Source organism: Mycobacterium leprae TN, from assembly GCF_000195855.1.
GTDB classification, from domain to species: Bacteria; Actinomycetota; Actinomycetes; order Mycobacteriales; family Mycobacteriaceae; genus Mycobacterium; species Mycobacterium leprae.
In genome coordinates this window covers 2,597,139-2,620,579 of record NC_002677.1, presented here as the reverse complement: position 1 = coordinate 2,620,579, position 23,441 = coordinate 2,597,139, and the positions used below count along the sequence as shown (strand labels likewise).

19 protein-coding genes and 5 pseudogenes are annotated in these 23,441 nt (G+C 57.6%); 10 read left to right on the top strand and 14 right to left on the bottom strand.

The genetic code is table 11. The annotated features are described in order from the left end of the window. The first annotated feature begins 64 nt into the window (after window positions 1-64). Complete coding sequence (purM, locus tag ML_RS11285; protein WP_010908766.1) at window positions 65-1,159, top strand: phosphoribosylformylglycinamidine cyclo-ligase; 1,095 nt, start codon at window positions 65-67, stop codon at window positions 1,157-1,159. A gap of 93 nt (window positions 1,160-1,252) precedes the next feature. Here purM and ML_RS11280 read toward each other — a convergent pair whose 3' ends face one another. Both ML_RS11280 and ygfZ read right to left on the bottom strand, forming a co-directional pair. Next, complete coding sequence (locus ML_RS11280) at window positions 1,253-1,441, bottom strand: DUF3073 domain-containing protein (protein WP_010908765.1); 189 nt, start codon at window positions 1,439-1,441, stop codon at window positions 1,253-1,255. Between the two features lie 168 nt (window positions 1,442-1,609). Beyond that, window positions 1,610-2,710 carry a CAF17-like 4Fe-4S cluster assembly/insertion protein YgfZ gene (gene ygfZ, locus ML_RS11275; RefSeq protein WP_012634445.1) on the bottom strand — a complete coding sequence of 367 codons (1,101 nt, stop codon included), beginning with the start codon at window positions 2,708-2,710 and terminating at the stop codon, window positions 1,610-1,612. A gap of 231 nt (window positions 2,711-2,941) precedes the next feature. Between ygfZ and ML_RS16650 the strand changes: the two are divergent. After that, window positions 2,942-3,815: pseudogene (locus ML_RS16650) on the top strand (aminodeoxychorismate lyase). 1,212 nt (window positions 3,816-5,027) lie between these two features. Here the strand turns inward: ML_RS16650 and ML_RS14435 are convergent. The 7 genes from ML_RS14435 to lmeA form a co-directional block, all read right to left on the bottom strand. Continuing rightward, window positions 5,028-5,171 (bottom strand): hypothetical protein, encoded by a 144-nt coding sequence (locus tag ML_RS14435; protein ID WP_172591922.1) that lies wholly within the window; start codon window positions 5,169-5,171, stop codon window positions 5,028-5,030. A 1,265-nt stretch (window positions 5,172-6,436) separates the two neighbouring features. Then, window positions 6,437-7,123 (bottom strand): heme-binding beta-barrel domain-containing protein, encoded by a 687-nt coding sequence (locus tag ML_RS11265; protein WP_010908762.1) that lies wholly within the window; start codon window positions 7,121-7,123, stop codon window positions 6,437-6,439. Between the two features lie 258 nt (window positions 7,124-7,381). Beyond that, a complete protein-coding gene (locus ML_RS11260) occupies window positions 7,382-7,684 on the bottom strand; it encodes a DUF1416 domain-containing protein (protein WP_010908761.1) in 303 nt (100 codons plus the stop codon). A gap of 1 nt (window position 7,685) precedes the next feature. After that, window positions 7,686-8,519, bottom strand: coding sequence for a sulfurtransferase (locus ML_RS11255; protein WP_010908760.1), 834 nt, complete (start codon window positions 8,517-8,519; stop codon window positions 7,686-7,688). A 31-nt stretch (window positions 8,520-8,550) separates the two neighbouring features. Continuing rightward, window positions 8,551-9,036 carry a DUF4395 domain-containing protein gene (locus tag ML_RS11250; protein ID WP_010908759.1) on the bottom strand — a complete coding sequence of 162 codons (486 nt, stop codon included), beginning with the start codon at window positions 9,034-9,036 and terminating at the stop codon, window positions 8,551-8,553. 212 nt (window positions 9,037-9,248) lie between these two features. Further along, a complete protein-coding gene (locus tag ML_RS11245) occupies window positions 9,249-9,668 on the bottom strand; it encodes a thioredoxin family protein (protein ID WP_172591976.1) in 420 nt (139 codons plus the stop codon). A 95-nt stretch (window positions 9,669-9,763) separates the two neighbouring features. Next, window positions 9,764-10,576: a mannan chain length control protein LmeA gene (gene lmeA / locus ML_RS11240; protein ID WP_041323235.1), complete on the bottom strand. Its 813-nt coding sequence runs from the start codon at window positions 10,574-10,576 to the stop codon at window positions 9,764-9,766. A 188-nt stretch (window positions 10,577-10,764) separates the two neighbouring features. Here lmeA and ML_RS11235 point away from each other — a divergent pair. The 6 genes and pseudogenes from ML_RS11235 to pstB all read left to right on the top strand — a co-directional run bounded on the left by ML_RS11235 (window position 10,765) and on the right by pstB (window position 16,307). Further along, window positions 10,765-11,532 (top strand): annotated as a pseudogene (locus tag ML_RS11235) (winged helix-turn-helix domain-containing protein). Then, window positions 11,529-12,467, top strand: a complete 939-nt coding sequence (gene mshD / locus ML_RS11230) for a mycothiol synthase (RefSeq protein WP_162618286.1) — start codon at window positions 11,529-11,531, stop codon at window positions 12,465-12,467. Before ML_RS11235 ends, mshD begins: the two are co-directional and overlap by 4 nt. A 190-nt stretch (window positions 12,468-12,657) precedes the next feature. Beyond that, complete coding sequence (gene pstS, locus ML_RS11225; protein WP_172591975.1) at window positions 12,658-13,749, top strand: phosphate ABC transporter substrate-binding protein PstS; 1,092 nt, start codon at window positions 12,658-12,660, stop codon at window positions 13,747-13,749. 141 nt (window positions 13,750-13,890) lie between these two features. Then, the gene (locus ML_RS18155) at window positions 13,891-14,358 is read left to right on the top strand and encodes an ABC transporter permease (protein ID WP_306455891.1); all 468 of its coding nucleotides are present in this window, start codon (window positions 13,891-13,893) and stop codon (window positions 14,356-14,358) included. 343 nt (window positions 14,359-14,701) lie between these two features. After that, window positions 14,702-15,460: pseudogene (locus ML_RS11215) on the top strand (ABC transporter permease family protein). Between the two features lie 70 nt (window positions 15,461-15,530). Beyond that, window positions 15,531-16,307: a phosphate ABC transporter ATP-binding protein PstB gene (gene pstB / locus ML_RS11210; RefSeq protein WP_010908754.1), complete on the top strand. Its 777-nt coding sequence runs from the start codon at window positions 15,531-15,533 to the stop codon at window positions 16,305-16,307. 26 nt (window positions 16,308-16,333) lie between these two features. Here pstB and phoU read toward each other — a convergent pair whose 3' ends face one another. The 5 genes and pseudogenes from phoU to ML_RS14425 form a co-directional block, all read right to left on the bottom strand. Then, on the bottom strand, window positions 16,334-17,002 hold the full coding sequence (phoU, locus tag ML_RS11205; protein WP_010908753.1) for a phosphate signaling complex protein PhoU: 669 nt from the start codon (window positions 17,000-17,002) through the stop codon (window positions 16,334-16,336). Between the two features lie 98 nt (window positions 17,003-17,100). Beyond that, window positions 17,101-18,468: pseudogene (locus ML_RS19535) on the bottom strand (LCP family protein); the annotation flags it as partial. A gap of 681 nt (window positions 18,469-19,149) precedes the next feature. Beyond that, entirely contained in the window at window positions 19,150-20,340 is a 1,191-nt protein-coding gene (dusB, locus tag ML_RS11195) for a tRNA dihydrouridine synthase DusB (RefSeq protein WP_041323230.1), read from the bottom strand. A gap of 7 nt (window positions 20,341-20,347) precedes the next feature. Next, entirely contained in the window at window positions 20,348-21,364 is a 1,017-nt protein-coding gene (locus ML_RS11190) for an acyl-ACP desaturase (RefSeq protein ID WP_010908751.1), read from the bottom strand. A gap of 292 nt (window positions 21,365-21,656) precedes the next feature. Further along, a pseudogene (locus tag ML_RS14425) lies at window positions 21,657-22,171 on the bottom strand (TetR/AcrR family transcriptional regulator). Window positions 22,172-22,335: 164 nt separating this feature from the next. Here ML_RS14425 and ML_RS19530 point away from each other — a divergent pair. Next, on the top strand, window positions 22,336-22,737 hold the full coding sequence (locus ML_RS19530) for an oxygenase MpaB family protein (protein WP_111481077.1): 402 nt from the start codon (window positions 22,336-22,338) through the stop codon (window positions 22,735-22,737). 181 nt (window positions 22,738-22,918) lie between these two features. Further along, entirely contained in the window at window positions 22,919-23,248 is a 330-nt protein-coding gene (locus ML_RS18150; RefSeq protein WP_064430370.1) for an oxygenase MpaB family protein, read from the top strand. Window positions 23,249-23,441: the final 193 nt, after the last annotated feature.

The window sequence follows — 23,441 nt, the reverse complement described above, 5'->3', positions numbered from 1 at the left end:
GGGCAACCGTTCAAATGTAGTACCTGATTCCGACTGTGAGTGACGACCGGTAGCCTTTATCGCGATGATGGATCCCGGAAAAAGCCCCGGAGGCCAGCTGGGCAATCATGGCATCACCTATGCGTCGACAGGGGTGGACATTGAAGCCGGTGACCGCTCGGTCGAGTTGTTCAAGCCGATGGCAGTTAAGGCCATCAGAACCGAGGTGCTTGGAGGTCTAGGAGGATTCGCTGGGTTGTTCGCTCTACGCAGCGGCTACCGCGAACCGGTGTTAGCGGCTTCCACCGACGGTGTTGGTACCAAGCTGGCAGTCGCTCAGGCGATGGATAAGCACGACACCGTTGGCTTGGACCTGGTGGCGATGGTGGTCGACGACCTGGTGGTCTGTGGCGCTGAGCCACTGTTTTTGCAGGACTACATTGCTGTCGGCCGAACGGTGCCGGAACGACTGAGCGCGATCGTCGACGGTATTGCCGAGGGGTGCATGCTCGCGGGCTGTGCGTTACTGGGTGGTGAGACCGCAGAACACCCTGGTCTGATGGAAGTCGACCACTACGACATCGCGGCGACCGGCGTCGGTGTTGTGGAAGCCGACGATACCCTGGGGCCAGATCGTGTCAAACCCGGTGACGTAATCATCGCGCTGAGGTCTTCGGGTCTCCATTCCAACGGATACTCGCTGGCTCGCTCGGTCCTACTCGAGATCGATCGGATGAACCTGGCCGGTTATGTGGAGGAGTTCGGTCGCACCCTGGGCGAAGAGCTATTGGAGCCCACCCGCATCTACGCCAAGGACTGTCTGGCATTGGCGGCCGAAACTCACGTCCGTACCTTCTGTCACGTTACCGGCGGCGGGCTGGCCGGCAATCTTCAACGCGTTATCCCACACGGATTGGTCGCCGAAGTTGACCGCGGCACGTGGACACCTGCACCGGTGTTCGCCATGATAGCCCAGCGTGGCAGGGTCGCGCGTGAAGAGATGGAAAAGACGTTCAACATGGGCGTCGGCATGATCGCCGTGGTCGCGCCTGAAGATACTGACCGTGCTTTGGCGATATTGACCGCACGTCACTTGGACTGCTGGGTGCTGGGCACTGTCTGCAAAGGCAGCAAAGTAGGCCCACGGGCAAAACTGGTCGGACAACACCCGAGATTCTAATGAACTGCGCTTAACTGAAACGAACAGTAACACTAAAACTAACACTAACACCGTGCCGATGCGGAATACATCGGCACGACAGAGTTGGGAGTGCTAGCGGCGCCAGGCGTCCTCATCCCATGAGTCTTCACTCACCCGGTCGTCTCCGTCCAGCTGGCCGGGATCGGCGGCACCTGTACTTGATAGCTCGCGCTGAAGCCGCTGGAAGTCGGTCTGCGGGGAGCTGTATTTAAGTTCTCGAGCAACCTTGGTCTGCTTCGCCTTAGCACGTCCTCGGCCCATGGGGGAACCCCCTCGCGTCGCGAAATAACGGAACGGTCTAGCAAGTAGACGGCTCCGATCACTTGGTGTCGTTATTATTGTCCTGCCGACAGTTTACCGTGCCTTGCGGCAGGGCGTTGCCGTCCCCTCCCCGCGTTGTGGCGGACGACTCCAAGTGTAGTCTTGAACTCATCGTCCGCGTAACCGCTCGATGGCCAGCCGTCCCACGCCAATCTCGTCGGCTGCTGGCAATGAGTCGGGATCGATCACCGCTGCGACTGACCCGTCTTGCGGGCCTTCCAGTTCGATAGTCAGTTCGGTGTCGGTCGGCAGCCCACGTTTCAGCAGCGCCAGCGCCACCGGTCCGAGGTCCACGTGCTCGACTACGGTTCCGAGTCGTCCGACGGCGCCACTGTTGGCCAGCACCGCATCGCCCGTCGAGGTCCGTTCCACCGAGCCGTCGAGATGTAACAACACCAGCATCCGAGGCGGTTTGCCCAAGTTTTGCACCCGTGCGACGGTCTCTTGGCCGCGATAGCAGCCTTTGTCCAGATGCACGGCACCTTCGCCGGGACCACCGATCCAACCCACTTCGTGCGGTATGGTACGCTGATCGGTGTCGACGCCGAGCCGTGGGCGGAGCGCTGCTACGCGGTGGGCTTCATAGGCCCACATCCCGGCGGACCGGACGCCCACCCCCGCCAAACGGCTCTGCCAGTCGGCCGACTCACGACGCGGTACCAGTAGGTCCAGTTCGATCTGGCCTGCAGGGGCGCCGGGTATCCGGCGCACGAAGCTCCCAGCGGTCAGCGGAACCGCCGTCGACTCGTCGGGCAGCGCATCCAGATAAAGCGCATTGTGCACCGCTTGCTCAGTCAGTCGTGGACCCAGAAGTGACAGCATGGCCATGTCGGCGCTGCCCGGGGTTACCTCGGACCAGAACACCATCTTGCGCAGGTACTCCAGCAGCGGCTCACCCCGCCAGGGTTCGGTATCGAGATAAGTGGTACCCCCCAGTTCAGTCTGTATCCAGTGGTCCTCAACCCGGCCTTGACTGTCAAGGCTGAGATTCTGCGTGCTAGCACCATCGGGGAGTGCACTTACATGCTGGGTGGATATGCTATGCAGCCAGGTTTGCCGGTCACTGCCTATCAACGTGAGCGTCGCTCGGTGTGAGCGGTCCACTAGCACAGCATCGGTTTCAGCCGACCGTTGTTCGCCCAGCGGATCGCCGAAGTGCCAGATAGCGCCCGCGTCGGGTCCGGGATCGGGTGCGAGGACTGCGTTCACGTGCGTCGCTCTCCCCCGCAAGCGGGAAGTACCCCCACCTCATCGCTTCGCTTTGCATCGTCGTCGGCGCGGTTCACGCTTCAAATGTACAGGCTGGCCGACGAGCGTGAAGGCTAGCTACCCGTTGTGGTTGACGCACTTGCAGTTCGCCGCACGTGCGCGGTGCGGGCCATTTAGACTCCAAAATTAATTATTTCATTTTATTAATGTTATTTTTGTTTCACGTCGGGTGTGATAGTCGCGTTGGACGGCGAGATCCATACGCCGGGAACGTTGCTGTTGCACGCCGACGAACTCGCCGTAGTGTGCGGTTACGGGCGTCTTTGAGACGCTGTATGTTCCGCGACGGCCTGGCTTGTCTGGTCGAGCCGCATCTGTAGCGGCTCACTTGATGGACCTACCCGAGCTGGACTTGCCGCACTGGCGGCATGCGATCGACGTGGCCGCGCAACGATGGATTGTGACTATTGTATTATTTTGTATTATTTTATTTATGAAGGTGCGCTGTGATTGATCTACAGCCACGCAGCCAGGAGATCGGCTCTGCGCTGACGACCTACGTAGTGGTTAACCCTCTGTTTGGTCGCGGGTGGAGGCGTTGCGGCGCGCCGGGGGGTGGCGGTCACATTGGATCGTGGGTTGCCCGCCACTGGCGCCGCCGCAACGCTTTGGTTGCTGGTCAGTGCTAAACACTGTCGTACGCAGCAGAATATGGCTGCTCTGCGCGCACGTCGCTCGACGGTATGCTGGTGACGTTATTTTCGTCAGCTCGAATGGACTACGTCCTGAAAGGCCGCACTCGACGGTGGTGCTAGCCACGAGTGTTGCAGGCAGGACGGACGGTAATTTTTGCCTGCTGAAGCCGGGGTGGTATCCCATCGTCCGGCGTACTACTCAAACAGCTCCTCTTCGAGCTGGTCCGCGCCGAGTGGTACGACTGTGACTATCGAACGTTACAGATCGCCGACCTCCATGAATCACGGGGATCTGGTTGATATCAAGCATGACCTTGATTGCCTGAGGATACACACTTGACGGCCGACGACTGCCGTGCTCACCGATGGCTGCAGCATTCGTCGAACTGATCGACAGCGCTATCGTCTAGCCACCGCTTAGGCGGTCAAATTCTCTTGTGAGTAGAACCCCGGTGTGCGGGTACGGTCGGCCGTAAGCTAGGAAGTTAGGTAGCCCGCGAAATTGATAGCTTCATGGATATATGCGCTGGCTGCATTAGCTTGCGAAGAGCTGGCATCGGCGCGCTGGCGAATGCCCCGCAGTCAGTCGCCCCCGAGCTTCCGGTCTTGTCCAACCAGTAGTTACGCTAAGAGACCGCTCTATTTATTTCATGGATTCGTAAGGCGAGAGATGCGCTATTGTTTGACGTTGATGGCCATCTTTTGAGCTGTCTGACTGTATTGGTTGGTAACATTCACAGCGCAGGTCTCGACATCGAACACCGCATTAAGCACGCGTTGGCAGGAGGGCCGAGTGGGACTGCCGGGCATGTGGACCTGAGTAATTGTGAGGGGCGTCTCTAGTGAGGTCACTGAACGTCCAGTGAAAGTCCTTTGCCTTGTTCGGTGGCCGGCATCGGGGTTTGGCCGGAGCAAGCCGCGGCCTCGTAGACCCGTAGGGTGTTGTCCCGCAGCGTGCAACTGCTGGCTGCGTACTGCCTTGTTGTTGCTGCTAGCATAGACACGTGCTTAGATGGTAGGTTCGAACGCGTCGAGGCACTCCAGGTTTGACAAGGTTCCGGCGGTTGCGCCCAGCTACTGGGTCTGGTTCATGATTTCCATCGATGCGATGCTTGTGTAACGGCGACGACGTCTGTTGGAATAAGAAACGATTCCAGGCGGCCAGGAGCCGGCGCTGTTGTAGTATGTGCTGACCGAACGTCGACGGCCTCTTGGGGCGATGCTTGGGTGAACGAGCACAACCACCACCATGATTGCAACGATGGCGGCTAGGCTCGCGACGCCGATAGTCATCAACCGCTTGTTGGACGCGGTACCAGTTGCCACTGGCAGTCGGTACGTGAGGAGGCCGATGCACCGGGTCGGCTAACACCCGGGGTGCTCCCGCCAAGCTGCGTAGGGCTCGTGGGCTTGTTGTCGGAAGTCTGAGTGGCCTGTGGTTGTCCCTTGGCATCGGACAGTTCGGCTGACTCGATGGACGCCAACACGTGGTCGATCTTGGTTCGGGTGCGATAGGTCACGTCGTGTCGAAACCGCAGTATGCGCAGGAGTTGGCCGATATCGCTTCGAACGCTGGGGTCATAGCCGTCCTCGACAAGTCCGATCGTGAGTTCGACCAGCAGTTAAATCTGTTGCTGAGGGTTGAGTCCTTTTTCCGCCAGAGTGTTACCCAACCGCGTTTTTGTAGCAAAAGGCACCGGCGGCTCGTCGGACAGCTGGTCCGGTAACGGCACGGGGGTGGCACGTAGCGCGTGCACCGCGGTCACTAATTGAATCTTGTTGAATCTTGAATGCCGGCGTCAACGGTGGGGTTGGCGTAGTTGATGATCTGCAACGTGGTAAGGGGATTCACGCGCATGTTGTCAACCGAACCAATCCGAACGGGAAGGGAGAGTGGCCGCTTCAAAGCTTGTGTAGATTGTAGCCAGTCTGACTGGGCTTGTATTGTAGCCAATTACTTGACAGCGCGACGATGAACACGTCGTTGGATTAGGATCTGCGCGCGGAGTATACTCCATCAGAATAAGACGTCGTCACCGGTGAGCTCGTGGTCGCACCAAGCCTGTTGTTGGCTCCGCCGAAGTAGTGGTGTGCGGTCCTCCACTGTTGACCTGTCGTGAATTCGAGTAGCTGATAAACAGCGCCATAACACTCTCCTAAACAAGGCGCAGCAAGCACGGCGAATACGTGATTTGATGCTGGGCATGGTACTCCGCGCAGTAAATGGCTTCGGCAATTGCCATGCCCGATTCCGCGAGCAGGTCATCAGCTAATCACAGAGTTGGATCCATTACCTCTCAATGTGGTTTAGCGTGTGGCAGGAATTCGACGTAGCGACGTGCGCACTCGTCGCTGGGAACGGACCATTGTTCGTTGTTGTGGACCCCGTGCCACTCAGTCTCTGTCCGCTGCGGTAAGTGGCCTGACGGTCTCCCCGGCCTGCACTGGGTTCGTTCCGGCACCACTGGCTGTCGCTGGCCTACTTTGTAGTTAGGTGTCGCGGAAGAGGTCGTCGCGCACTGACCATATCTTGCCGTCGTCCTGAACCGTACAGTCTCCGGCGTCGGTCCGCATCGTGTGTACGGAGTTTGATCGCCAGGTCCACGGGGTGTCTGTCGCCGCTATTCGGTTAGCGTCCCGACTCGAGTGAAGGATTGCCACAGTGAACGTGGCCGAAAGCTGAGTTGGCGCAGGCTCCACAGGCTAGCTGCCAAACTGTGTACTGCGGCCTCGACAAGATCCGGCTTAACTTTCCGACCAAGATCCAGTCACCAGCTTGTCATGGATTCGGGGGCATTGTAGCGGATAGGACCATACTTTCAGCTGTTGTGCCGGTAGTAGCGACCCCAGTCCTCGTGTTCAATGCGTGCTCCGCTCATTGCGGAGTAGGGGGCAAAGGCCCATGATAGAAAGTTGTCCTCGTGTGAAGCATTCGGCCGACCCCTTTTCCTAGACTATCGGCTGCTCAGACGTCGAACAGTACACACAGCGTTATCGTGTGAAGGTGTCTTCTTCCTAGCTGGCCAGGCCGCTATCCGGCGAATCGGTACAGTCTCGCCGATAAATTTGGCACCAATCCGCCGTCGGCATCCACTCGTTCTTCGACATAGGCGAGGTCGCCACCTTCGACGATACCGTAAAGCCGTTTGGCGCCGCCGACGAGCACGCCGGATTTGCTGCATGCTAGGGCATCAGTGACCAATTCCCACGATGATGCGTTGCGTGGCCGCCCGTAAAACAATTCTACGTAACCAGCCGAATGGGCTAACAGCAATTCGATCGCCTGAGATTCGGTAGGATCATATGGATCGCTGACAAAACGCCAGAAACCCGTCTCACGTAAGCTAGTTTCCTGGTATTCGCCAGCGTCGTTGAGCCGCCAGGACCTGGCTTCCCAATTCAGGTAGTTACCACCGTCGTGCGAGACCACGATCTGCTGGCCGAAGTGGTAGTCGCCATTAGGTCCACGACCCTCCCCTTCACCGCGCCACACACCGACCAGCGGTAGCAGTGCCAGCAAAGTGCTATTGAGGTTAGCGCCTTCGCGTAGATTCGCGGTGTCGGAGGGAACTGGCAAGTCGTCGAAAGCCGGGATGTTGCGGGCTGCGCTCACCGTAGATCGCTTGGCCGCTTGAAACATCCCAGCGGCCGTACACTTGTTGCCCTTGCTGGAGTCCGCCGGACTGCCCGCTCCGTCACGGACCTCGTCGGAGGTCACGTGCACCGCTCTCCCTCGCAAGCGGGTGGAGGTACCTCCCACTTGTGGGGGCCGACCACCACCTTATCGCTGCGTTCTACATCGTCGCCGGCGCGGGTCACGACTCGTCAGTGACGAGCCGGTACAGCGTATAAAGCGTGAACCATGAGATGACCACCACTGCCACAACCAGCATGATCTCGAAAAAGAGTACCACGGGGACGATTCTATTCGTCTTATTGGTCGATGGTGGTTTCCGGGGCAGGTCTGTTGGGCTGGTCAGGTGATCTTGACGTCGACCTTGTGGATGCCTGTTCCCGAAGGTGACATCATGGCGTCGCCATTACCTACTGAAGACAGCGCGCGCAGTGTCCAGGACCCCGGCGCGGCGAAAAACCGGAAGTCACCGGTGGCCGAGGTGACCACTTCGGCCGTGAACTCGTTGGACGAATCCAGCAGGCGGACGAACGCCCCACCCACGGCTTGCCCTTTGCGATCGACCACGCGACCGGTGATCACCGTTTCTTTCTCGAGGTTCACGTTGGCGGGCAACGCCAGTCTTTGTTTAGGCTCAGAGCACATGTCAGCTTCCCAATTCGATTGGGACACCCACCAGGGAGCCGTATTCTGTCCAACTGCCGTCGTAGTTCTTGACGTTTTGATATCCGAGTAACTCGCGCAGCACGAACCAGGTGTGTGATGATCGTTCACCGATTCGGCAGTAGACGATTGTCTCTTTCAACCTATCCAGGCCGGCGTCGGCATACAGCTTGGCTAACTGCTCGTCGGATTTGAAGGTGCCGTCCTCATTGGCCGCCTTGCTCCAAGGTATGTTTATCGCACTGGGGATGTGGCCGGGTCGCTGGCTCTGCTCCTGAGGTAGGTGCGCAGGTGCCAGGAGCTTTCCGGAGAATTCGTCGGGGGAACGTACGTCGACGAGATTTTTGATCTTGATGGATGCTATGACCTCGTCCCGAAAGGCCCGGATAGTGTTGTCCGGTGCTGCAGCAGCGTAGGAGGTCGCCGGCCTGGTGACGGTGTCGGTGGACAGCGGGCGACCGTCGAGCTCCCACTTCTTGCGGCCACCGTCAAGCAATTTGACTTTGTCATGCCTGTACAGCTTGAAATACCAATACGCATAGGCTGCGAACCAGTTGTTGTTGCCGCCGTACAGAATCACGGTGTTGTCATTGGAAATGCCTCGGTCACCCAACAATTTGGAGAATTGCTGGGTGTCGATGAAGTCGCGCTTGATCGGGTCTTGCAAATCCGCACGCCAATCCAACTTGATGGCGCCGGCGATGTGATCGCCGTCGTAGGTGCTTGTGTCCTCGTCCACTTCGACGAAGACGATGTTCGCGCTGTCGAGGTTGCTCTCGGCCCAGTCGGCAGAGACCAGGACATCAGAGCGTGCCATGGTTAGAGTCCTTTCACTTACCTTGGGGTGGTCAACCAGGGTTACGGTTACGTGGAGCGGCAGTGCGTCGAAACCACACCACAACCGGGTAGAGCTGACAGCCCAGACAGATGCCGAACGCTGCGTTGAGGAAAGCGGCCACTAATGCAGCTGCCGTAGCGATGACTCCCACCAAGAAAGCGCCGGCGGCGAATCCGGTAACACCGCAAACCACGAAGACGAAGCCGAGCAGTTGGGCGAACTTTAACGGTGGCACCGGTTCGCGCTCTTTCACCGGACCCAGCCGAGGCGCCACGAGGGCGGCGAACACCCGTCCGTATGGGTGCCGGCGCGGGCCGCCGAGAGTGCCCGTGGCAAAAACTACGGCCTGCAGGACCAACAGTAACGCGGCCGCCAGCGGACTGACCACCGAAATGATCAGGACGGTCTGCAGAACTGCGGCCGTAACCCATGCAGCAAATCGTGGTCCGCGAACATCGACGACCTCTACTCCGGTGGTGGTGTTATTGATCGTCACTGTTCTACTCCTAGGTACTCCTGTTGCACGTGTTGCACGGACAAAGTGGGAGACAGGCCACGGTAGGCTCCGAGTGCGGCGCGAAAGAGCTTGGCTACTTCAGCAGCTACAGGAACAACCCGTGATTTGGCACAGATGGACTGCGCAACGCTTGGTGAGCCTGGGCTCGAGGCAGGTTGACACGTTAGCCAGCTTACCCAATGACACGCTAATTAAGCCAACAATGGTTCGAGTGTGGATAGCAGATCAAAGGCCTTGGGGACTCCCGACGTCCGGTATCGTTGCTGTCCGTCGGTATCGAAAATCAATGTGGTGGGCAGCGAAAGCACCGAAAATCGGCGCACAGCCGCAGGGTTAGTGTCCAAATCGATCTCGATATGGGCTACGTCGGGCAGGTCTTTGCAGACTTGATAAACCACGCGACGGACCCGGTCGCACGGTCCGCACCACGGCGCGCTGAAATGTACGATGGTTGGCCCAGTACGCGACAAGCCGAGGTCAGCGGTGTCTGTGCCAGTGCCTTGGCCCGGCCCGGAACAAATTTCGTGAACGTTTCCTGAGTGTCGAGTCAGCCACCGTCCGGTAAAGGCTGTCAGCATGCCCACCGTTATTGTCGCTACAATCGCGGTCATCATGAGTGTTGCTCTCCCGGTGTTTCCACCCACTTGTAGAGGACGTGCCCCCACGTCATCGTCATCGCTTTGCTCTGCATCGTCGCTGGCACGCATCATGATTGCTTAAACCCGTCGAGGGTGATTGTTACTCCCTGTGTGATGCCTTCGATGATCACATCCGAGCCACGCGCTCCCTCGCTGGTCGGTGCTACCCCGAATGGAAGCCGCTGGTCGGACATCCTGGCGCTGAAGGCACGTAGTACGGGGTTTCGTTTGTCATCCGGAACGGGTTGGTTGGCGGTGTCGGGTCCGGTCGCAATGCCTGTAGGGGTAAACACCAGCGTAGCCTGATCTTCAGGGGCGATGGAGAGGTCCACCAAGACGCTGACCCGGTGGTCGAAGTTGGCCGATTTCGGTGTGCCGCTAAGTACCAGCCCATGGCCGCTGGAGATCCCAGACTCGGTGGTACCGCCGGTGGCGTTGTTGGTTTCCCGGTGTGGTGCCTCGACCATGAGGTCGCTGATGCCTAGATACTGGCCCAGGTGCATCGAATCGATGATGATGCGACTCTCTAGCCTGTCTACTGGGAGCTTCGCATCGGGCTTGATCAGCCAGGACGCGTAGGTCAGGTCGATCGAGTACATGGTGGCTTCGAGGGAGGCCTTGCCGACCATGGCGTGGTCGACTGCGTTGGCCTTGATTTCCAACTCGGTGTAGTGGTCCCGCATCGCCTGCGGGATGAACGGGAACGCCAGTATGGCGACAAATGGGTCCGACCCGAGATTTGCTGCGTTGCGCACGTTCACTGACAGGAGGTATTCGGCGTAGATGCTGGTTCCGTAATCGATGCCGAGGACACCGACAACGAGCACAGCCATGGTGACCACCGTTGCGATCACACTGGTTAGCACCTTGCGCATACGCATATTGTGACGTACCTTTATGCAGGTTGCATCTTTAACCATCTCCGACCAGCGGCATGATTATTCCCGAAACGCCTTGTCGTCGGGTCTATAAGACTTAGTGGCACGTTATTGTGCTATAGACCTAGCACTCAAACAGTGCGTGTCACTATGCGGTTTGGGAAATTCCTTTTCCACGACACTTGGGGTTGTTGGAGCTACTATATATTGTATTGATCTCGGAGATACATCCCGACCCGGTGTGCCGTCGTTGTCGCTGCTGCCCCACACCGTGCGGACGGTGCTGGCAGGACCGTCCTCGTTGCTTAAGGACGGAGCAGCGGATGCCGTGCTCGTCGACACGCTACAATATTATTGTTTGCACGCGGTTTGTCTTGCCTGCTGAGCAGGGCGAGCCGCTCGGCCTTGATCTTAGCGTTGGATGAGTGAAGGCCGGCTGGTGGCGATCAGTCCTACTTGGGGGCTGGAAGAGATCCTCTTGCCCAGTACCGGTTCCGCGAAGATTGATGCCCAGTTATGGCTGGTTGTCTGTTGCCGTGGTAGATTCTCCGACCAGGAGACCGCGGGATAAAGTCAGCCTGGGCGAGCTGGTCGTCGATGAAGGCGATATACACCGCACGACTGCCTGGGTGCCCACTTCATCATCTCACTTCCAAAGAGTTCGAGCTGCTGGAGTACTTGGCACAGTTAGCCGGCCGGGTGTTCACCCCCGCGCAGCTATTGCATGAGGTGGTGGGGTAGGACTTTTTGGCGGGACCCGGGCTGTCGATGTGTACGTGCGTTGACTGTGGGCAAGACTTGGGCGCGAACATGAAGCACTGATCGGTATGGTACGCAATGTGGGTTACAAGGCGGTCCAGCCGGTGCTCGGCTGTGCGACGATCGCGGGGCCCTACGATCAGGACATCAAACCTGACGATTTCGATCACCCGATGGTCGACTCGTTACATAGTCAGTGATGGTACTTAACTGGCGTTTCGCACTTTCCGCCGATGAGCAGCGGTTAGTGCGCGAGATTATTTCGGCGGCAACCGAATTCGATGAGGTATCACCCGTTGGAGAGCAGGTGTTGCGGGAACTCGGCTACGACCGCACCGAGCACCTTCTGGTCACGGATTCGAGACCCTACGCACCGATTATCGGCTATCTCAATCTCAGCTCGCCACGTGATGCGGGCGTTGCTATGGCCGAGTTGGTGGTGCATCCGCGGGAGCGCCGTCGCGGTGTTGGCGCCGCAATGGTACGTGCGGCGCTGGCGAAGACCGGGGGGCGCAACAGGTTTTGGGCGCACGGCACGCTAGCATCGGCCCGGGCAACTGCGTCTGTGCTGGGTCTGGTACCGGTACGTGAACTGGTGCAGATGCAACGTTCGCTGCGAACTATCCCTGACCCGATGGTCCCCGATCAGTTGGGGGTGTGGGTACGGACCTACGTGGGTACGGTTGATGACGCTGAGTTGTTACGGGTCAACAACGCCGCGTTTGCCGGCCATCCGGAACAGGGCGGTTGGACTGCAACCCAGTTAGCGGAGCGCCGCAGCGAACCGTGGTTTGACCCGGCGGGCTTATTCTTGGCTTTCGGTGACTCCTCGAGCAACCAACCGGGCAAACTATTGGGTTTCCACTGGACCAAGGTGCATGCAGCTCACCCAGGCCTAGGTGAGGTCTATGTCCTAGGCGTCGACCCGTCCGCTCAGGGCCGTGGCCTGGGACAGATGTTGACATCGATCGGTATCGCTTCGCTGGCGCAGCGGCTTGTTGGGCCTTCGGCCGAACCCACCGTGATGCTCTATGTGGAATCGGACAACGTCGCCGCGGCGCGGACCTACGAGCGGCTAGGCTTTACCACGTACAGTGTTGACACTGCTTACGCACTAGCCCGGATCGATGACTGAGCGAAAGCCCAGTTTCATGCAGTATTCACCGGTGTTGTTCACCCCAATAGCGATGTTTCTGGGTTCCTGCGGTGCATACTTTCCGGGTGACCAGGCCACTTTGCGCTCGGCCAGCGGTGCGGGTGTGCGTCGAAAGTGCGCTGAGAAAGCGAGATCGGTGAACCACGACAAGGTATGCAGGGCGTTTGCGATGGTGTTGACGACGGCGGTCACCGCCGGGGTGTTATCCGCGTGCGGTAGTGACGTCAATCGCGGCCATACTGCGACAACATCCATCTCAGGGAAATCGGCTGACACCGCGGCTTGCGGCGGCAAAAGAACAATGACGGCTGAAGGGTCGACCGCTCAACAGAACGCGATCGCATTGTTTAATCAGATTTGGGGAAAGTTGTGCCCTGACAAGACCGTGTCATACAACCCGACTGGGTCGGGTGCTGGTCGTGAGCAATTCATTGCCGGCCGTATCGACTTCGCTGGCTCGGACTCACCGCTGCTTGCGGATCAACTCGGCCCGGCCGCCAAACGCTGTAAAGGCAACCCGGCCTGGGATCTGCCGCTGGTGTTCGGTCCGGTTGCGTTGGTTTACAACCTGCCAGGCGTTCAAATGTTGACCGTCAATAGTGACGTGTTGGCCAAAATCTTCAGTGGCGTGATTACGACATGGAACGACGGGATACTGGCGGCTCTCAATCCAGGTGTTGTCCTGCCCAACCTCAGGATCATGCCGATCTATCGGGCGGATGCATCGGGAACCACCGACAACTTGCAGAAGTATTTGACGACCGATGCACCACAGAGCTGGGCCAAAGGGGTCGGTGCCGAGTTTCAGGGCGGTGTTGGCGAAGGGGTCCAGAAGTCGGCTGGTGTAATCCAGGCGGTGCAGACTACTCCAGGCGCCTTTGGTTATGTTGAGAAGAGCTTCGCTGATCGGGCTGGATTGCCGTTCGCCCAGATTGACACCGGCAGTGGCGGCGTACCGCTTACCGACGACACGGCACGCAATGGCATAAACGCAGCCAACTTCGTGTCCGTCGGCAACGACCTAGTACTGGACCTGAACGCGATGTACAGCACCGAACAGTCTAATGCTTACCCGTTGGTCTTGGCCACATATGAAATCGTCTGCTCGAAAGGCTACGATCCGGACACGTTTGCGGCGATCAAGTCATTCCTCACCGTGGCAGCCAATGACGGTCAGGCCGGTCTTGCAGCGGTCGGCTATGTCCCGCTGCCCGATACAATTAAAAAACGACTGGTCAGCGCGATCAATGCAATGCAGTAGCAAATTGTCTCTGTGCGACATCTTTTCTCAAGCGGGCAACAGGCGGTTTAAAAGTGACGGCAGAAATAACAGGGATGGGATTACGGTTACAACGCCAACCTAAGCCTATGCGGGTTCGGTGGTATCCATGCCCCTCTCGAGTTGCCGATCGCACTAATAAGCTCGTGGGCGGCGGCCGAACTTGGGAGACCAGAGATTTCGCAGGCTGTTGTGGAGGGTTCCGGAGTCCGGATTGTGGTCATAGCCGTGGTAGGCGCGTTATTGCTGTGTCGCGCGATACCCGCGTTGCGGCGCGACAAAGAGAACTTCTTCAGCTACAGCGGCACGTGGGTCATTGCCGATATCTCCGTGATGAACTTCGGAATCTTTGATCTGCTGCAGGTGACGGTGTTGGTGTCACTGTTCGCATTGATCTTGGTGATGTCGACTGCTTCGGGAGTCGCTCTGTTCATCACCCAGTATGCACCGCGGCGGGTAGTCGGCGCGGTGGCTTATTCGGTCGATTTGTTGGCCGTAGTGCCCTCGATCATTTGTGGTGTCTGGGGTTGGTACGTACTGGCACCGCAGCTGTGTCCGATCACAACTTGGCTCGATCGAACTCTGGTCTGATGCATTCTCTTAGCCAGTGGCAATATGTCATTGGCAGGTGTCGGCACTATCTTCACCGCTGGTTATTGTTTTGGCCACGGTCGTATTGCTAGGCCTAGTACGCGCCCTGGGGGCGATGGTCGCACTGCTGATCATCTTGCACAGCACTCAGAAAACGTTTGGTTAACCGCCATTCCATGGCGGTTACACCTTTGCAACCCAGATTGTCGCCATCGCATCGGCATTCGATGATCGATACAAGGCTGGTCCTTATATTGCTGCCCGGCTGGGGCTTTTCATTAGTCGCCTTCGTGATCGATGTCTCAGTGCGTAGTGTTGTCGCCGGAATTAGAAGACGAAATTGATGACTTCGATCCTGGACCGGTCGTTCAAGGAAGGGACGTTCTCCGGGCTTGGTCGATGTCGTCGAGTTGTGAACAGCTTCGTGACTGTAATCGTGACATTGCTCGTCTTGACGTAGTTCGTGGTTGGCGGTGGCGCGTATCACGTGATCGTCGGCACCTTGTTGCAGGGATTGATATGCACTGCAATTTCCATGCCGATTGTCTTCATGGTCGGGATCTATCTGGTTGAATACGGTAGTGGTACAACGCTGGCGCACGCTAGCTACATCCATGATGGATATCCTAAGTGTTCTATTCTAGATCGTGGTGGCACTGTTCTCATATACGTACTGTGTGTGGCGACGTTGGGTCTTGTTTGTGCCAAGTTCATGATGGCGTTGGTGTTGTTGATGCTCCCGGTAGATCGACTGGGCTACCGAGAAAATGCTGCAAATCGTTCCGATGGATCTGCACGAGGCCAGTTACACTCCAAAGGTTCCGAAGGGAAAAAGATTGCTATAATTGTGATTCCGAAGTCGCTATCTGGAATTGTTACCGAAATCATGTTGGTGTTAGCTCGAGTGATGGGGGAGATGGCCCCACTGCTGATCCTGGTTGGCTATTCGCAGGAAATCAACTTTGGCATTTTCAGAGGGTTCATAGGGTCACTGCCCGGCATGATGTGTGACCAAACTTCGGCCGATGTTGACAACAACACGGTTAACACGGATCGGCTGTAGGGCGCCGCGCTGACCCCGATAATCGTTGTGCTTAATTAATACTTAAATATCGGGTCCAGAGTAACCGAGAAAATGTTCGTCCCTAAGAAATTGTAGGCAGGAGAACCAAGTGGCCAAGAGATTGGATCTCAAAGGCGTCAACATTTATTACGGATCTTTTCAAGCAGTTTTGGATGTGTCGCTGGCGGTACTGCCCAGAAGCGTGACGGCGTTCATCGGAGCCTCAGGCTGCGGCAAGACGACGGTGTTGCGCACCTTAAATCGGATGCATGAGGTCGTCCCTGGCGCCCGTGTTGAGGGCACCGTGTTACTCGACGATGAAGACATTTATGCCCCGGGTATCGATCCCGTCGGTGTGCGACGGGCGATCGGGATGGTGTTCCAGCGGCCCAACCCGTTCCCCGCCATGTCAATTCGCGATAACGTGGTGGCCGGTTTGAAGCTGCAAGGCGTGCGTAATCGTAAGGTGCTTGATGATACCGCAGAATACTTTTTGCGCGGTACGAATCTGTGGGATGAGGTCAAGGACCGATTGGATAAGCCTGGCGGTGGACTGTCCGGGGGGCAGCAGCAACGGCTGTGTATCGCTCGGGCCATTGCCGTGCAACCAGACGTGTTACTCATGGACGAGCCGTGCTCCTCGCTCGATCCCATTTCGACGATGGCTATCGAAGAACTGATCGGTGAATTGAAACAGGAGTACACCATTGTAATAGTTACCCACAACATGCAGCAGGCGGCGCGGGTGAGCGATCAGACTGCGTTCTTCAACTTGGAAGCCGTAGGAAGACCCGGCCGGCTGGTGGAGATAGATGACACCGAGAAAATCTTTTCCAATCCGACCGAAAAGGCCACTGAGGACTACATCTCCGGCCGCTTCGGCTAGTTCATAGAAACGGCCGGGCAAACCACTTAGCGTGAGCCTGGCACCGTGTCGTCTTCCGGAAAACTGCCGGTAGCCTGGAAGATGACTCGGCGTGCCACTTCAACGGCGTGGTCGGCGAAACGTTCATAGAACCTGCCTAGCAACGTCACGTCGACGGCGGCCGCCACGCCGTGCTTCCATTCGCGATCCATCAGCACCGAGAATAAATGCCGGTGCAGCTCGTCCATCGCGTCGTCTTTTTCGCGGATCTGGGCAGCTTTCTCCGGGTCGCGGGACAACACCACTTCTTGTGCACCGTTACCCAATTCGACTGCAACTCGACCTATTTCGGCAAAATATCCATTGACCTCTTCAGGCAACACGTGCTGAGGGTGGCGCCGGCGTGCGGTCTTAGCAACGTGTAAGGCCAGCGCACCCATCCGATCAATGGCAGCCACCATCTGGATGGCGCTCACGATTGCTCTGAGGTCACCGGCCACCGGCGCTTGTAAGGCCAGCAGTACGAAAGCGCTCTCTTCGGCGCGAGCGCTGCGGGTCGCGATCTTTTCGTGGTCGGTGATCACTTGTTCTGCAAGCATCAGATCGGCTTGCAGCAATGCTTGGGTGGCCCGCTCCATGGCGATTCCTGCCAGCCCGCACATCTCGCTGAGCCGCTCAGATAACTCCGAGAGTTGCTCATGGTAGGCGGTTCGCATGTGGTTAAGCCTACGTTCTCGAGATCGAAAACGGTGGCGAAACCACGTCTAGACGACTATCCGCAGGTCGTGTCGGCTGCGTTGGTCAACGTCAGGTCCTAAGGCAGTTTAGTTGACGGGTTGTTGGATTTGCGGTCTATCTGCACGGTGACCGATGTGCCGTTGGGCGAGGGGAGTGATCACAGCATTAAAGTCTGGGACGAGGACAACGTGAACTACGTTGCCAATTCCGTTAATTTGCTGGACTTTTGAAATTGGAGAACGTCGATACCACGGTGGTTAAGGCCTGCTCGATTCCGGGCGAGAAGAAGACCGTAGTGGCCCTAGGTGAACCCGAGTAGTCTTCTTGACGTCATAACAGTTGAAGTTGGCCTGCTTGAGTTTGTTGGCTGCGGTGGTTGCCAGACTTGGTCGGTTGGTTTACTTGAACACCTGCACGGGTCATGCCTCGCGGCGAGGTTATCGTCATCTGCTTATGCTGAACCTCTGGGGCGGGGTTGTTCAGTATCGCCTTCTTGGGGGTAGGTGTAGTTGTCGGTGTCATCCCCGAACTTTGCGTATTCTGATTGTTTTCGAGAGGTAAGGGGTCATCATTGATGATGGCATCGAAAAGCACCCGCATGTCGGCCGTGCGTGGTGGTTCGTTGCCGTTTCCGTCTGTTACGCCGGTAGGCACGGTAACAAACGTAATGTGCCCGGTCGCCATGCCCTGCAATGACATGCCCAGCTGGGCTAAGTCTTTGGTCTTGACATTGTCGACGTAGCTCTTGCTGATGAACATGTTGACGAGGTTGTTGAGCTTATTCAGGTTGAATAATGTATCCGACAAGATCGTAGAACTCAGCAGCGACGACAAGGATAATTGCTGTCGTTTGATGCGGCGGTAGTCCCCAGTGAAGTCGGTAGTGACCTTACGGGCTCGCACATAGTTCAATACTGTTGCCCGGTTGACAACCTTGCGTTCGCGGTAGTCTAGCACCGCGCCTAATTCGTAGTCTTGTGTCGGAGTTTTCCTGCACACCTCTTCTCGTTGTAGATGGGTCCGTATTTGCCGGTTTCAGGGTCCCAGATGTCTCACGGTATCGGGATGATCGTCAGGTTGCGGGGAGGGGGGGAACGAGATCACCACCATGCGTTTGCGGTTTGCCAGGATGTTCATCAGCATCACGGTGTCCGACCGTATGCTGTCGACGTCTTCGGTGTAGTTTGCGCCCATGTTGGCGTTCGCCCCTGCGCGTGAATCCATACCGCCGATCAAAAATTCTCGTTGCCGTGCCGCCTGCTGGGGTCGGCGATATTGTGCGAGCCCGAGTCAAGCGCGCTGACGGTGTTCAGGTGGTTTTTCTTCGAGGCTTTCCACCGGCCAAGCCGCGTCGGTCAGGACCAGGATTCAGCACTGCAAACAACCCCGACAGTATGCGTCCGGCCAGCAACATCGGTCGGCGGCTTAATTTAGGTTGTTGTTTGCGGGTCTTAAGGGCCTCGGGCGCTGAGGTTCCGCCATTTGGCGCGGGCAGCACCTCGTGTGATGGGGGTTGGCGTATGTACGCTGTCGTACGGATAGTGGGCCGTTCCGAGATCGGGAATCGCTAAAACGATCTCCGAGGATTAAGGTCGGTATGTCGATGAACTGGGTACCTTACTCGTCGTCGGGGTAATCGGTGACATCGGCTAAGACATCGGGTGGTTTGATGTCCGGGGTTTGGTGGTGGGCTATATATTAGGGGTGACTGGACCGCTCGGGAGTGTAAGCGCCAATTTTGGCGATTAAATCGGTGACGGTATATTAGGCCGACGGCATGAGATCCGGTCTTTTTGGTGTCGACGGGCGATTCGTCCGGCCATCGGTAGGACACATGATCGTGTTCGGATGCAAAATCTGGGCTCTTACAGCGCGGCGTTAAACGTTCGCTGCGCGTCGGGGGTAATTCGTTGATCATCGCTGTCGGCACCGTATCCGCGTCGATGGTCAAGAGTGGCGCTATTCTCGCTCTAATTCACGTCCTGCCGGTTTCCGCAGCTCTGTGCGGACGTCACACCGTGCAAAATGGTCAATGCACCGCTGGTATTATCAGCGCTACAACTGCCACTTAAGGGCATATGGTACTGAATTATCGATCGAGACGCGGTTTTGGCAGAGTTTCGATTCAGCCACCAGATTCCATGATGTCGGCGCCGATCGGCACTGTGCAGTCGTCAGGGTCAGTCAGCCAGCTGTCGGGCAATGCCACCCAGGCGGGTGAACCCTGCCTACCCCGGGGTCCGATCGCGGCATCCGGGAACGGAACAGCTCCGTCCAACCGGTTTAATAGGCAGTCAAGTTCATCGAGCGTTTTGACCAGTGCCAGTGCGTTTCGCAATTCGGATCCGGCGGGAAAGCCGTGCAGGTACCACGCGATGTGTTTGCGGATGTCGCGCATGCCTTTGTCTTCGCCGAAATGGGCGACTAGCAGTTTGCCGTGCCGACGGACGATTTCGGCGACTTCGCCGAGTGTGGGCGGGGCGGGGGCAGGTCTGCCGGTGAACGCGGCCGACAGCTCGGCGAACAGCCACGGACGGCCCAGGCAGCCGCGGCCGATGACCACGCCGTCGCACCCAGTGACGGCCATCATGGCCAGCGCGTCGCTCGCGTCGTAGATGTCCCCATTGCCGAGCACAGGAATCGTCCTTACCTGCTGTTTGAGTTGGGCGATCTGTGCCCAATCAGCGGTGCCGGAGTAGCGTTGAGCCGCCGTCCGGGCGTGCAATGCGACCGCGGCTGCGCCCTCAGCTTCGGCGATACGGCCGGCATCTAGGTGGGTGTGATGCTCGTCGTCGATGCCGATGCGGAACTTGACGGTCACCGGTATTTTGGTGCCTTCGGTAGCACGCACAGCGGCAGCGACGATCTGGCCAAACAGTCGCCGTTTGTATGGCAGCGCTGCCCCGCCGCCGCGTCTGGTGACCTTGGGCATCGGGCAGCCGAAATTCATATCGATGTGATCGGCCAAACCTTCGTCAGCGACCATCTTGGCGGCCGTGTACGTGGTAGCCGGGTCCACGGTGTAGAGCTGCAACGACCGGGGCGACTCGTCCGGTGCGAACGTGGTCATGTGTATCGTGACTGCATTTCGCTCGACTAGTGCACGCGCGGTCACCATTTCGCAGACGTACAGTCCGCTGATGGTGCCTACCTGCGATTGTTCTAGTGGCGATCGCAAGTGCGGTGGAGCTGGGCGCAGCAGGTTGCCACGCGTTGAACCAAATTCACGGCACAGTGTCCGGAATGTGACGTTCGTTACTCCGGCCATCGGAGCCAACACAACCGGGCTGGTAAGCTCTATCGGGCCGATGCGCAATGGTCAACTACCGCCCACTCATCCTCAGCGTGCCTTCGGTAGATAGCACCTTGCGTGCGGTGATTTTCTCAGTCCGGCGGGCTTCGCGTTCAATGTAGCGCTGCTTGGAGACTTCGAACTTGTCGCACGCGGCCTCAAGCTCTGTAAGATGCTCGCCGATTTCGTCACGCAACCGTGTACCCTCGCCGCTGAAGTCTTCGCGCTCCAAGATCCGCCATTTTTTGAGCACCGGCATGACCACCTCGTCAAGGTGGATCCGAATGTCGTAGACGCCACCGACGGCAATTATCACGGCCTTACGCCGGAACTCAGGAACCAGGAATCCCGGCATCTTAAAGTTGTGCAGGATCTTGTGCAGTGCCTTGATCGCAAGGTTGGGTGCGAGCTCTATGCCAGCTTCGCTGACGTCCCGGTAGAAGATCATGTGCAGGTTTTCATCGCTCGATATTTTAGCGAGCAGCTGGTCAGCGATCGTCTCGTTGCAGGCCTTACCCGTGTTGCGGTGCGAGACGCGGGTAGCCAGCTCCTGGAATGTGACGTAGAGGATCGAGTCGAACAGGGTGTCGGCGAAGAGTCCGCCTTGGTGATTCTGGCCCGGGCTGAAACCCCGGTTGACTACCTCGATGCGTAGTTTCTCTAGCTCCACCGGATCGACCGCGCGGGTCACCACCAGATAGTCGCGCAGCGCGATTCCGTGCCGGTTTTCCTCGGCTGTCCAGCGGTTGACCCACTGCCCCCATGCACCGTCCATGCCCATGGTCATCGCGATTTCTCGGTGATACGACGGCAGGTTGTCCTCGGTGACCAGGTTCTGTACCATCGCTACTTGGGCGACATCGGAGAGCTGGCTCTGCTCGGGGTCCCAATCCTGACCGCCGAGAGCGTAGAAGTTCTTGCCATCCGACCACGGGATATAGTCGTGCGGATTCCAGTTCTTGTGTAGGCGTTCATGACGGTTCATGTACTTCTCCACGACCGGTTCGAGCTCGTGCAGCAGCTGTAGGTCGGTCAGCTCGGCTGACATGGCTCCTCCAGTTATCTGTGTCTATTGGTTGCAGTCAACATATCTGTGTATCTCGGTAGCATCAAGTTCCCTTCCGGCATGCCACGTCGTGGGGTTACCGGCCGCATCGGCTGGCCAGCTCATCCTTCGCGTAACCCTCGAAAACAGGACTGCAGGGAACTTTGTAGCTCCCTGCCGGGCAACCCCAGTCACACGTCGTGGAATGCACCGATCGCTCGATTTCCTTCAGCTTGTCCGGGGTACGCATGTGGCAGCCGTATTTAGCAGCATCCCCAGTGCAGTAGTCGATGAACTATTCGCGTGTGGCCCCCGGCAGTCCGTGCAGATACGCAGATACTAGGTGGTGAACAGACCGGTGAGGTCTCCGGTCAAGCTGGCGGCGACCATTTTTTGTAAGACAGGGTCGCTGCTGATCCAGGATAACTTGTATTGCGGCAACGCGATGAAGTTGGGCAGCCATTCCGCGCCGGACTTAGCCAGCACGGGCTTGACTGTTAGGTGCCAGTAAGCAGCACGTGCCAGCGCATCAGGTTGTCGACCAAAAGCGCGACAAATTGGTTTGACGGTCTTCTTGAGGGGTCTTCGCCGAGACGAGGGTTGTCATGGCCCGCGTGCAGACGTCGTCGTAAACCACACGCACAAAATTTGTCTTCGTCACGGTCAGGAAGTGTTCGGAGGAGTACCTTTTGGTCAGCTCGGCTCTGGGGATACCGCGTGGATGGTCAGCACCGATCCGCTGTAGCTGCCGAGTAATTGCGTACCGGCAGCGATCAAGTTATCGCGACGTACAGCTAGGCAACTTTCCAGTGCGACGCCAGACTAACAGCCCCATCGTTGATGGGACTGCGCACCACTCCCTAGAGTTTCAAAGCGACAACGTGTGTAGTCAGAATGACTCAACATCTACAGAAACACGTCAGTGACTCAAGATTCGTCGGCCGCGTGCCCGTTTACCAGCGCTAAAGATCACGATGGTGTGGTTGGTTGCTGTCCGGTGTCGTCACTGGCTACAACGCGCCGCCACTCCCGCTTCGCTCAGAATCGCTGACGTGGCGGTATTTCGGCGATTAGCGTGGCCTGTTGCAGGGGCCAGGGCGCGATCGATGCAGAATATTTATCCTCTAGCTGGGCGCGGTGGTCGAAGATCATTTGACCCTTTCCGGGAACACTGGCAGCGGCTGCTGCGGTCGTTTTACCAAATTGGCGCTGTTGTTTTCGATGACGACCATACCTCGGTGACCGCCGCTAAGGTGCATGATATCATCTTACCGTCAAATGCGTCGACGCTGTTAACTGTCGCTACCATGCATCATACTTCCCGCTATAATTTTACTAGGTGTATGCCACGTTCTTTGTTGGAATTTTGCATTTAGCAGGACGATTGTACAGCGGCCTGATCGAAGGCCAGAAGCGTCATCTGTTCGATGAACACATCGCGTGGTATCAGATATATATATATATATATATATATATATATATATCTGGAATGAATATGCGCCCGGCGCAGACGTCTTGGAGGAATTCCGGGTCTACTGAGATCGAGTGTGTCGCAGCATGTTGGAGAATAATCAGGAGGCAAGTGCCGTACTCGATATGATCGAACTATCTAAACCTGCTTTCTTTCGCTCAATGGGTTCCGGATTGGTTGTGGGCAGCGTAGCAGTAGATTACTGGCCCTGTTCTTTGTTTTGGCTTACTGTCGGTCTTTACGATCCACCGGTCCGGGAGTCGGTGGGTTACCGGTGGTTGCGTAGCGACGAATGGTTGCACAGGCGCTTTGGCAGCTTTGTCCGCTTGAGTCTTCGCGTTGGTGCCGCACCGGTTGTAGAAGCGTCCGTGGGCCAGCGCCGACTGGGATCGTGCGACTGGGCGCGTGCCCGCTGACACGCATCGTTGGTGCAGGCGTCTGTGCGCAACCGGTTGTCCCAGGATGAGCGGGACAACCACGATGCATTACTGCTCTGAATCCTGACTAACCTCTGCGGTTCGGGCCGAGTGGGACACCATGCCATGGTGGTGTTCATGCGCATGCGGTGCGTCGTGAGTTTGCTGCTTGGTGATCTCGTTATCCGCCGCC